The sequence below is a fragment of the Longimonas haloalkaliphila genome, assembly GCF_055379825.1.
In genome coordinates this window covers 1326296-1338689 of record NZ_AP043948.1, presented here as the reverse complement: position 1 = coordinate 1338689, position 12394 = coordinate 1326296, and the positions used below count along the sequence as shown (strand labels likewise).

The following is a 12394-nucleotide window of genomic DNA, read 5'->3' as shown; positions in this document are numbered from 1 at the left end:
CGTGGCTCCTGAGCAGCGTCGTAGCGTACGCGCTGCGACCGGTTGCGGCCGATGTGCTTAAAAGTGCTTAGAACCTGTTTTGATTTCTTAATTTGGGCTCCGACCGGCGGCGCTGGACTGGGGCCGAAGGTCATGCCCCTGGTGCAATTGCCCCCGATGTCGGCCCGTAGCCCCGGCTACGAACCGCCATCGGGGTCCAATTTTCGCCTCAGCGGCGCTCGCTCTCGCCTGCAAACCAAAACCCAAACAGGCTCTTAGAGCCGCAAGGCGGTGCTCAACCCGACCTCAAAGCCAGTAAAACTCCCGAACGTGTACGCGCTGTTTGCACCTACCCGTATCGTCGAAAACTGCAGTTGAGGGGCGAGTTGGATGCGGACCGTAGTTGCTGTATCGAAACGAGTCGTCGCTGTGTAGTGCTGCACGTCGGAGCGCAGCCCGATATGCACCGTGTTTGTAAGCGTGCGTGCGTATCCCACGATACCGCTCCATACCGACGGGAGCACCTGCTGCGTGATTGGGTCGCCGGCCTCCACGCCGTCCTGCATGAGAAGCACCGGACGAAACCGGCTCTCCGGCCAGTTCTCGTAACGCGCTTGCATGCGCAGCGTTTGGGCGTCTTGCTGCCAGTAATACTGCGCCCGTACCGACATATTATAGCGCGCTTCAAACCGATCCAGATCGCCTTCGGTATCGGTACCGAAGTACGTCGTTGTCACGTCGAGAGCTACTGTCGAGGCCGGGCTCAGACGGTAGTCAAGACCTACCTGGCCCTCTATTTCGTTACCGGGCACATAGTCAACGCTGCTGGCCGCCAGGGGACGGTATCCGCCTTGATAGCGTCCGGTCAGCCCCATCCCCAAAACAAGGTCGGCGGAAACAGGCGTAATCCATGATAGCCCAGGCGCCACCGTCCATCCTTGCCCAAATGTAGGCACCTGAAACCGGTACGGACGCTGGCTGGTCTGCGCCGTTGTCTGCAGTTCTTCGTCGGAGAGTTCGTTCTCGCCAACCGGTACGTTTGTGTCCAGCGCCAGTACCAGGTACCCCTGCCGGGCAGGAACGAGATGCTGTACGTTGAGCTTCAGGTCGGTCGGGCCGGCTACGGTGGTCAGGGCATTCCCGCTTGCCTGTGCGTACTGCATTCGCGCTTGCGCAGATGTACGCGTTCCAATGGGCACGGTCGCCTGAATCGCCGTGCTCCACGCCTCAAGCGTAACGTCCCCATCGTTGACGCGCTGATACACCGGCGCAATGCGCACCTCAACAGGGCGCTCCTCCCCCTCGAGGCGCAGTTCAGGGGTCTGGGCCTGAGCTGCGGGCGAAGCAACAGCAACCAGCAGTGCCATGCAAAACCACACAGTGATGCGCGACACAAAGCACCGGCCAAACGGCATACGTACACAGTTCATCAGACTAAGCGTGTTGTGAAGTGAGCAAAAGTCGGGGGTTACCGCACCACCACCATTTTCTTCGAGGCTGTAAACGTATCCGTTCGGATCTGGTAAAAGTACGCCCCACTGGCCACGCGCTGTCCAGCCTCGTTGCGCCCGTCCCAGCGCACCGTGTGGGCGCCCGCGCTGTGCTCCCGGTCTGCGAGCCGGCGCACGCGCTGGCCAAGCACATTGTAGACATCAATTACAACAGGCGTGTCTGCACTTAGATCGTAGGCAATCGTCGTTCCTTCGCGTACCGGGTTTGGGAAGTTAGCATGCAGTGCATCTTCTACCTGCTGTAGGGGGATGCCATCGCTTCGCTGCTCTGCAAAGGATTCAGTGCCAACCACAATGCGATAGCGACGGGTGGTAGCCCCTCCTGACAAGTCAGCTGTGAACGCCTGGTTCTGCAGATCAACCGGACGTTCTGCATCAAGATCGATGACGTATCGCGAGAAGCCGTCGGGGAGCGTGCCCGTTTCGTTGAGGCGCACCCGCACGCGGTGATCAACCCGAAAGGCCCCGCCGGTCTGCGCCGCCACCTCGATGTCCCACGCATATCCTTCTGAAGGTGTAGAGACGTAGTAGCCTGCATAGCGCATTGCATCATCTACAACGTTCACACGCACATGCTCGCCCACGGGCGGTGCAGCCACAAAGGTACGAGGGAGTTCCGTATATTCATCTGTATGCCCATCTGCGTGTCCGCCTGTCCGGAAGCCAAGAAAGGTCTGCGTATGCCGGAGCGCGCGACCTTCAAGATCGGCGATAAGCTGCAGCGAGTATTCCGTCGCCTCGGTATCAACGGAGGCACGCACAGCTTCGCTGGTCTCATCGGACGCGACCGGCGGCACAACAATTGTGACGGGCTCCGGAGCCTCGTTGTACACGAAGTAGCCGATCCACGGATCAAGCTGCTGCCGGTTGTAGATATACTCAGGGGGCGCGTCGGGCGTTGGAGATCGGTAGGCGACGGGCGCCTGTATCACATCAGAGCGCGTGACCGCGTCCCAGGCCACTGCGAACCCGAAGGGCGTACTTATCTGGTTCCACCCTGGCTCCAACACCTGCTCATGCGGAGCATCCGCCGCGAACGACTGTCCGTTGTTCACCTCAAACGGCTCGCCCGTATCGGTAATGAGCCAGGCCGCTCTGCCGCGCTGGATCGTACGGACTTCCGGGAACTCGGCGTATCGCTCTTCGGCAGACTGCCACTCGAAAAAGCGCCACTGCTCAGGGCTGTACGGCCCGTAAGCCTCAGCCAGCACGTCGGTCGTGGCGCGCTCCTGCAGGTCAACCGGTAGCGCAATCATCCGGTACTGGTCGGATGCGAACGTGCCTTCTGCCGGTGTAGCAGGGATGCCAACTTGTACATGCAGCGGTCTCCGTGCAGCCTCTTCTTCAGGCGCCTGCGGCACCGTAACAGCCCCCTCCTCATCAGAGAGCGCAACGAAGAGATCAACGCCCGCCGTGGTCACGAGACCTGCTGGCACCTCAGCGGTCCAGCGCCCCGCTTCCTGGTCGGCAAGGGCGATCGATGTGTAATTCGACTGCCCTGCAACGCGCGCTTCAAGGCGCTGTCCGTCGGAAGGTATAAAATTATCAGATACGAGGACATCTACCCCGAATGCGGTACCTGCCGTTGCCTCACCGGGCTGTACGTCTACGTCGATTGCTTTGGCACTCAGGTCGAAGACAGAGATCAGTTCCTCGCCCGACCGGACATTCAGGCGCGTACCCTGGCGCCCTACCGTCTGCGGGGCAAACGCAAGCGTGATGCGGAATCCCTCGCCCGGCGCCACTTCGCTGTCGTCGCTGGTGCTGAGCACCCGGAAGTGCTCAGTGGATTCGAGCGTTGCGCTCAGGTCGGTGAGCACTGAACTGCCTGTGTTCTGCACCTCGACCTGCTGGGCATCCCCCCGAACCCCAACTGCTGTCGGGGGTAACGATGCGGATACCGGTTCAGGCGTGGCCTCCTCGTCAGGCTCAACGTCAAATGTAATCGTGCCTTCGCTCTCTCCTGCTGCATTCTGCAACTGATACGCTGCTGCGACCACGCCTGGCTCGGTTGGTTCTGCAAAGATAAAGCTGCCATCCTCATTCAGCGTAAACAGTCCCCCTGCTAAAGGCGTCGCAACGCCAGGGTCAACGGTCTCCCCACCCGTTGCATCCGCCGGCGCCAATACCGCTACAATAGGAGCTTCCGGAGTGCCAAGATCAGCACCGTTGAGAGCTCCCGGCGCTTCCACCGTGAGCGTCTCGTTTACCTGCACGTCGAAGCTGGCATCGGCAGCCACGGGCGCATCACCGGTTACGTCTATCGTGACCGTCGCTTCTGCAGAAGCAAGCCCCAGTACGTCGACGACCGTGTAGGTGAAGGCATCTGTACCAACGAAATCTTGGTCGGGGGTATAGACTACCACGCCGGCATCGTCACTGGATTCGAGGCCCCCATTCTCCGGGGCATCTTCGATCGTAAAGTCCTCAAGGTCTAAAGCTTCGCCAACGTTAGTCACCAGGTCGAACAGGTCAATGTCAACTGAGACGTTTGCCCCTGTAGAGGTAGTAAGATCCTCTGTCTCGGGGGGATTAGCATCGTCAGTCGTGAAAGCAACCCAATCGCCGGCCGTGGCAACGCCTTCTGCATCCGACGCTTCTATGCGTGCCTGATACGTGGTCCCGATCTCAAGGGCAGTAGCTGCCGCCGATATGGATGCGTTGTCGCTTCCCGTAAACGACCCGGCCTCAATGAGCTGTGGAGGCGCTGACTCGTCTACCGTCTCCAGCCGAAATGCATAGGAGATGTCGGTCTCCGTGTTGTATGGGTTGATGGTCGCGTTGAGAGTTGCCTCTTGAAAGCCCACATCAGCAGGCGCTTCAGTGAGAGCGCGTGGCGTAGCGCCTCCCTCAAACGCCCCCATGTCTACATCGCCAGCAAGCACGCGCGCCTCATCATTCAGATCAAGGGGAAGCGGTTCGTCCGTATCACCGCTGTTGTTGAGGTCGGTTGCATCGGGGGGAAGCAGCCCCTCGTTTCCTGCATCGATCGCAGACGAGTTACCAAGCAGCCGGTAGTCTGCGTCAAAAAGCGGATCCGTGTCGATATTGGCGCTTCCTTCGCCTCCCCAGCCGTTTTCGACGAGACTGTTGTTAACAGCTACGACGTCGCCGGAGGTGCCCTCTGCTATATGGATAGGCGCATCGGATCCCCAGAAAATGCTGTTTGCTATGTTAACGGATGACAGCCCGGTTTCGCTGTCGACCCCTATAAGTGCCTGTCCGGTATCGCCTGCCAGCGTACCAACAGCCGTATGCTGCGCCAGCGTGACGTCGAGCGATGCCCCATCCTGCGTTGTAAAAAACGCAGCAGACGGATCTGTCTCGGTCCCTTCTGTAGCCGTATTCCCTGCGAAAAGCACGTTCGCACTGCGCATGTTGAGTTGCACGCCTTCTCCGATACCGCCTGCAAGCAGTCCGCCCGCAATTGTGGAGGCTTGATTATCGATAAACGACACATTGGCAAGCTGCATGCCGTCGATGGATCCGCTTGCTTCTGCGCTCACGACCATTCCTCCGCCAGCGTCGGCTTCATTCTGCTGAATTGTGATACGCTGAAAGGAGGGCGCAATCGGCCCTTCGATCGCTGTAACATGGATTCCTCCTCCTGCTGTATTTGTTCTATTTCCTGCAACGGTCAGGTTAGAGAACCGGGCGCTGCAGCCATCACACGTCAGTCCGCCAGCGGACGGAGGCGGGGTGCCTTCAAACAAAAGACCGACAAACACCTCGTTATCGCGGATATGCAGATTGTTCAGTATAGCATCGCCGGCTACGTACACGCCGGCGGCGCGTGCCTGACTGCCTTCTGTAAAGCTGGTTTCCGGGCCTGTGCTTTCAAACTGGGGACTGTCGTCGAAATCCCCATCGGAAATGGTGAACCCGTCAAGCGTCGTTTCGCTGGTTGTGGCCGCTCCGATTCGCACGACTGTCTGACTGTTGGATTCGCCAAGCGCGCCACTGAGCCTGGTATTGTTGGTTGCCGGGTCGCTATTGCGCTGGTCGGCACTGGTTTCGTTTCCGGCAAAGCCACCAAGCACCGCCAGTGCATCCGGAATCTCGAAGCTGAGCGTGATGTCACCTTGCGCAAGGCCAGGGCCCTGATCAGGACGATATGTGCCTTCCGATACCCAGATATCGACGTCTTCCCCCAGTGCTCCGATCTCGAATCCATCAGATGCTGCAGCACGGGCATTTCGCACGGCCTGTAGCGGCGCCTGGAGCGTACGATACGGCACGCCCCAACTGCCGCCCCCGGCATCACCGGACGCGTTCGCGTCCACATAGATAATCGGGCCTGTCGGAACGGCTCCGCCCTCAAATGCGCCTATGTTTATCTGCTGTCCTACGACACGGGGATTTCCGTCCAGGTCGGTGTCGTAAAAGGGATCGGTCTCCGCAAAGGGATCTGTTGGGATAAGATCGGCGCGTCCGGCATCAACAGCTGGCGAGGCCCAGTTGAGGCGCACATTTCCTGCGGTTGTGGGCGCCTCGTTCGCATCTACAGCGTCTGCAAAGAGCGGTGCTCCGTCGATATTGCCTCCTTCATCAATCCCGATGTCTGCATCCCAGAATCCGCTATCAAACGCCCCCAGCACGAGAGACGCCTCAAACGAAGCCGCAACATCTTCAACCTGATGCACTTCGTTGCCACTGCCTGCGGCACGGTTTCCAGCAATAATGCTGTTGGTTACGTTGAGCTCTCCGTTCAGGATGCTGTGATAGAGGCCGCCGCCACGGCCGTCAGCGCTGTTGCCGTGCATGGTCACGTTAAACAGATCACTTCCTGCCGTCGCCGACGAAGACTCGTTGATGGCGAGCCCGCCCCCATCGGAGGCCCGGTTTCCGCTCAGCACCGTGTTTGCCGCGATGATCCCGGCGCCCGCACCCTCCCCCTGTGGACCGATATAAATCCCACCGCCGAGCTGTCCGGCTTCGTTCCCCCGAATCACAACATTGCGCAGCGCGAGGATCTGTGCTGCGTTACTGGGAGCCAGATGCAATCCGGCCCCATTGCCATCAGCATAGTTGTTCTCAATAACAAGGTTTGTGAGCTGGACGTCCGTGCAGGCCCCGCGGCACGCTATGCCTGCTCCGTTGGCAAAGTCGCCCCCGTTCGCGTTTCCACCTGAAACGGTAAGCCCGCCAAGCGCGGCTCCTGTCACGTTCTCAAACGCCAGTACCGTGTAGCTATTGCCGTTCCGGCTTCCATTCTGGTTGATATCGCCACTCAGCACGGTCGTAGACGGGTCTACCGGACTGGGGCGTTCGTCAATGCTTGTTTCAGTTCCTTCGAATCCGCCGTACACCGCAAGCGATTTATCGATGCGAAACGGCATCGAGCGGTCGTCTTCGGATGGATAGTACGTTCCGGCTGCAACCCAGATCTGGCTCCCTTCACTCGCATTGGCCAGCGCTGCGGCGAGACTCTGATAGGCGGTGTCCCACGACGTGCCCAGGTCATCGGGCAGCACGTCGGCAGGCGCGCTTGCATCCACATACACGATGGGGGCTTGGTCATCGGCATGTGCATGGCCAACGCTGCCTATGAGCAGCATAGCAACCAGCATGGCTACTCCACCTCGCACAAGTCTATGAGCGAGGGTTGGACGCCAGCGTTCAAAACAGTGTGCAATGCATCTTACTCGATACATGTCATCGGACGCGTATAGGGATGGGGATAGAGAAGCGTAGGGCGCCGTCTGCGTGTGGGGAATCAGGGCTCCGGACGAACGGGCGGGTCGGGCGGTAGTGGGAGCAACGTAGAGCCTGCGCCGTCTGCTTCTTCTGCGGGCGTTCGCTCAATGCCCTCAGCAAGGTCTTCGGCCCCGAGGTAGCCCCGCCCCATGTTGTTGAGACGCTGCTGAATCAGGGCGCTGGCAGACTGGAGGGGTTCGGCTGCTGCAGAGAGCGCGTTCTGGGCCGTTCCGCCTGCTTTGCTGAGCGCCTCAGCCTGTGTTGCTCGCTCGGCGGCTGTTGAAAAGCCCGGGTCGATCGTCGTGGCCTCGCGGTAGTGCTGGGCCGCCGCTGAGAAGTTGTCGCGGTCCTCTTCGAGCACTCCGCGGCTAAACGCCAGAAACGCATCCAGGCTTTCGGTAGGGACTGGCGAGATGGCAGCGCGCTCCGCATCCGTTAACGACACGTTGATGGCATCGAGCAGGGCGAGCACGAGGTCTTTCTGAAGCGAGAAGAGGTCGGCCAGCGAGCCGGTTTTAGCTGGCACGCTGGGGGTGCTGTCAGCGTTGAGCTCCAGCACGACCATATCCATGCGGATGTCGCGCTCCTGCGTTACGCGAAACGACCCGCCTGCCAGGCGCCCAGCGCTGAGCAATCGCCCCACGCGGGGTGCTGACCGGCGGTCAACGTAGTCGGACTGCCCAAACTCAACCTCGCGCAGAATCGCTTGCAAGCGCACCCGCTCCACAACGCGCAATTCATGCACATTAGCGAGATCGGTAATCATCATTTCGGCCAGGCCGCGCCCCAGCGGTTCGTACTGGTCAGACACGCCCCGGTAGTTAAACGGAAGCACAGCAAGGATACGGGGCGACACCTCCCGGTCGGCAATCGTCGCCTCGCGGGTCATCAGGCCCCGGATCTCGGTGCGGGCCTGTTGGCGCACGATCCACTCATAGCGTCCTTCCATGAGAGACCGGTAGCGTGAGGACTCGGGCACAGCATCGTACTGCGAAAACAGCTCCAAGGCTGCGTTTTCACGTCCTACGCTCTCGCTTGCCATCCCCAGATAAAACAGCGTTTTCGGGTCGTTGGGGACGTGTGCGTAGGAGCGTTTCAGGGTGTCGTACGCGCGGTTGGGTCGGCGCGTCTGCATGTAAATCGCTCCGAGATCACGTAGTGCTTCAGCATCCGACGGATCGTCGTCGAGCCGCTGTTGCAGCATGCGCACTTCGTTGCGGTAGTCGCTGGGATCTTCGCTGTAGGATAGCTCTGACGACGTGCACGCCGTGAGCATCAGCAATCCGCTCAGCGCAGCTACGACGGTGAAAAGTGGTTGGAGGGAAGGCGTTCGGCGGAAGGCAGCATGAGCCAAAGAAAGCATGAGCCACACAGGGGCTTAGTTCATAGTGCTCGACGAGGCTTCGCTGCTGCGGATATCGCCACTCAGAGCGAGCATAGGGCGCAGGCTTTCGGCCTTGCGCTCCGCACGTGCAAACCCACTGTCATGGTCGGTTGCCTCTATAAACTTCTCGAAGGCCCCCCGGTAGTCACCCCGCTCCATGCGTTCGAGCCCTTCTGAGTAGGCCATCATGGCATCGAGGGAGTTTGTTTCTTCTGTGCCGAGCTGCGTCTCTTCCATCTCGACATTAACAGCTCGCGTCACGTTCTGGCTGAGCTCCTCGATCAGCGTAAAGAACGACTCTGCTTCACCGGTCACCTCTTCGCCGAGCAGCACTTCGCCCGTTTCCACGTCCACCACGCGTGCGGTGATGCGCATCTGATCGTTCAGGATGATGTAGCTTCCAAATACCACAGCGGTTGCGCCGAGCAGCTCACCGGTACGTACTGCCGTCGACTGGTCGACGACGCCCTCCTGACGCTGCAGCTCCAGCTCGTTGAGCAGCCACTGAATGCGTTCGCGCTCGATCACTTTCAGATCGACTCCATTGTTGATGTAGTTAATCATCATGGACGGCAGCCCCCTCGTGAGCCCCTCGAACCGCTCACGCTGGTCGACCGAGTTGTTCGAGAAGTCCATAATCGCAAGCGTCTGCAGTCCTGGACTGGCTTGCTCTACGCTGTAGTCGTCTTGTACCTCACGGCGTGCATCGTAGTAGAGCCGGATGAGGGGCGGCGGCTCATCATCGGCGTCAAGCTCTACGATAGGCGGCTCAAGCCGGATGAGTTCAGCCATTGCCTCGCGCGCCTCAGCTTGCTTGTCCTTCGCGATGTAGGAGCGGCCCAGATAGCGAAATGCCTCGATGCGCGTTTCCGAATCGTATGCAGACGAATGTGCAATTTCGGAAAACAACGCAATCGCACGGTCGTAGTCCGCAAAAAGATATTCGTCTTTCGCCTCTTCCAGCGACACGTCTTGCGCCCATAGGCTGGATGCCGTAAACAGCAGAAGGAGCATCACAACCGACAGCGGCCGGTGCACCCGCATACTTGAGGGCTGAATGTATTGCGTGAAGCGTTTATGTTGCATAACCTTACCCTGTCTGCTCCTGAATCTATCGAAAGAAATTACCCAACGTCGTTATCCAACCTGGTTCGGCTTACGTAGACGTTCCTGCCCCCTCTGTCTCTGTTCCAGAGAAGACCATCTCGTGTGCCCTGATGCGGCTGTATGTGCCAGGCATGCCATGTAGGCCTGGGTGCCCATGCTTATCAGGTTTCACCCTGCTTACAACCGCTCCCTACTAAACACTACGCAAACAAGAACGGGAAGCGGACATTCATTTGCAATAATATATGCGCTTTTTCGCCTATAGGACTTACTCCGTCGGAGCGCGCGTGTGTCGTCGCGCCCTGCCTATTGCGTTACATGCAGTACCTGGATGCGACTATTCGGGATATGATAACGAGCAAAAAAAGCGCCAGACGCCATGACACAGAGAAGAGACAAGTGCCGTTAAGTTGATGCTGCTTAATCCGTGAACGTAATGAAGTACTCTACTTCCGTGAACGACGGCTCGACGTTGATGGTGTACGTGTACCCCGAAAACCGCTCTCGTTCTTCGTTCTCTCCACGCATGATACGCACCAGCCCGCGGCTCAAGATGCGGTCTTGCCGGTCTACGCGCACCTGCACCTCGTAGCTTCCCGGTTCAAAGGCGACCTGGCTCATCTCGAGGGTTGTTCGCCCCGTGTCTTCGCCATTGATCCAGACGCTTCCCCACGGGTCGGCATTTATGCTTACCGGATGCGAGAAGTGACACTGCATCTCGTTGCTCTGCCCTGCTTCGAGCGATACCGTCGTAGCAATGCGCCCATGCTCCGGATGCACGCACTCTACCCGCTGTGCTCCTGCTTCCAGCTGAAACCGGCCCCGGTCCGATGCCGACTCGCCTGCCACGCGCACGGTCCCCTCGGGCTGGGCTTGCACGACCAGCGTAGCAGGCGCCGCGTGCGCATCAGCAGGGGGCTCCTCAGGAGAAGCTTCTGGTTCGCGCTGCTGACGCTGCGTTTCTTCCGCGCCGCCGCCCGCAGCCGATTCTGTTGTTCCAACAGCTGTTGGATCCGCCACCAGCCTGGGTTCAAGTCGGATGGCCGGTCCGCTTGCCGCTGCCGTGAGGGTCGTGTCAAACGGCTCGTAGCCCGCCTTCTCGATGCGCACGCGGCGCTCCCCCGCCGCAATCAGTACCTCGCTGTCAAAGGGGGTCGACCCGATCGCTTCACCATCCACAAACACCTGTGCTTGCGCTGGATCTGTCTGAACAGCCAAGCGCACGTCGCCCTGCGTCAATGAGATACTATCCAGCACGTAGCGCTGCCCTTTCTCTAGCGTGAGAGTCGTGTCGATCGGCATGTAGCCCTCTCGCTCCAGCCGAACCTGCACAGCACCCACTCCCGCTGTAAGCGTGTGTGCCTGAAGCGGCGACGTGCCAACCGAGTCCCCATCCACATAGACCGCCGCACCCGATGGATCGGTTGTTACCGTGAGCGCAGCAGCATCCGATGATCCGCTTCCAGCCACCCACCACGTGCCTGCCAGGACCAACAGCAGCAGCAATGCCAGAGCACCTCCAAGCAGGCCGCGACGGCTCGACGCATTACGATGGGTACGGTTGGGCTCTTTTTCCGCGGCGCCGGCATGTACCTGGGTGGCTGTGCCAGAGCCCGTACCAGAGTCACTGTTTTCATCGGGCGTAGCAAGCACCGTCTGTGTGGACGCCGTGGCGGTATCCCCCGCCTTACCCCCGGTATCATCTACACTTGCAGCAGTTGCGAGCACCGTCTCCTCCGATGCTGGCTCTTCCGGCATATCCTCCACCTCAAACTCCGGTGGCGTCCCCTGCAGCGTCGGATCCTGTGGTTCGGGCATGCTGCCCCCCGAAACGTTCTCTCCTTCCTCAAACGCCTCAATGACCGCCATCATCTCTTGCGTGCTCTGGTAGCGGTCTTTCTGCTGCTTTGCTGTAGCCCTGGTAATCAGATCTACGAGCGGTTCCGGGATGTCGTCTCGGTACTCGGTGGGCGGCGGCAGCTTACCCTCTACGACTTTCCGCATGATATCGAAGTCGGTCTCGGCTTCCTCAAATGGAAGATGGCCTACCAGCATCTGATAGGCCACCATGCCAAGCGCGTAGATATCGCTGGTGTCGTCGACGGCCTGAATATCCGAGATCTGCTCGGGCGACATGTACTTAAGTGTGCCCCCTTGCCCGCCCTGCGTAACGGTCTTCCCCGAATCCTGAGTACGCATTTTTGCGATCCCGAAATCCGTGACTTTTACCATGCTGCTCTTCGTGAGCATGATGTTCTGCGGCTTGATGTCGCGGTGGATCACCCCGGCTGAGTGCGCATCGCCAAAGGCGCGCAGCATCTGCTTGAAGAGCGGAAGCGCCTCGTCCAGCGGCATCGGGCCGTCGTCGAGGCGGTCTTCAAGCGTTCCACCGTCCACGAACTCCATGACGATCAGCAGCCCCAGATCGGTTTCTCGGAGCGCGTACACGCTTACGATGTGCGGACTGTCGATGCGGGCCAGCGCGCGAGCTTCCGAACGGAAGCGATGCAGAAACATGTCGCGGTTTGCCTGCGACGGGTTCACGCGCTTGATCGCTACCGGCCGTGAAAGAGCTACGTCTTCGGCCTCGTAGACAACCCCCATGCCACCGCGTCCAATAACACGCTTGATGTGGTAGCCGTCTACCTCCTTGCCGATTGCCGAATCATCCATGTGCTTTATTGAGCCTCTACGTTTCTGCGCCGCATCTCACCTA

5 protein-coding genes are annotated in these 12394 nt (G+C 59.6%); all 5 read right to left on the bottom strand.

Annotation, left to right across the window (positions count from 1 at the left end; all coding sequences use genetic code 11):
- Positions 1 to 254 precede the first annotated feature (254 nt).
- On the bottom strand, positions 255 to 1346 hold the full coding sequence (locus ACZ48V_RS05255) for a hypothetical protein (protein ID WP_464542275.1): 1092 nt from the start codon (positions 1344 to 1346) through the stop codon (positions 255 to 257).
- 101 nt (positions 1347 to 1447) lie between these two features.
- Positions 1448 to 7048 carry a FlgD immunoglobulin-like domain containing protein gene (locus ACZ48V_RS05250; RefSeq protein WP_464542273.1) on the bottom strand — a complete coding sequence of 1867 codons (5601 nt, stop codon included), beginning with the start codon at positions 7046 to 7048 and terminating at the stop codon, positions 1448 to 1450.
- Between the two features lie 158 nt (positions 7049 to 7206).
- Positions 7207 to 8550, bottom strand: coding sequence for a CsgG/HfaB family protein (locus tag ACZ48V_RS05245; protein ID WP_464542272.1), 1344 nt, complete (start codon positions 8548 to 8550; stop codon positions 7207 to 7209).
- Between the two features lie 15 nt (positions 8551 to 8565).
- Positions 8566 to 9657 carry a CsgG/HfaB family protein gene (locus ACZ48V_RS05240; protein WP_464542270.1) on the bottom strand — a complete coding sequence of 364 codons (1092 nt, stop codon included), beginning with the start codon at positions 9655 to 9657 and terminating at the stop codon, positions 8566 to 8568.
- Between the two features lie 441 nt (positions 9658 to 10098).
- Positions 10099 to 12351, bottom strand: a complete 2253-nt coding sequence (locus tag ACZ48V_RS05235; RefSeq protein WP_464542268.1) for a serine/threonine-protein kinase — start codon at positions 12349 to 12351, stop codon at positions 10099 to 10101.
- Between the last annotated feature and the right edge of the window lie 43 nt (positions 12352 to 12394).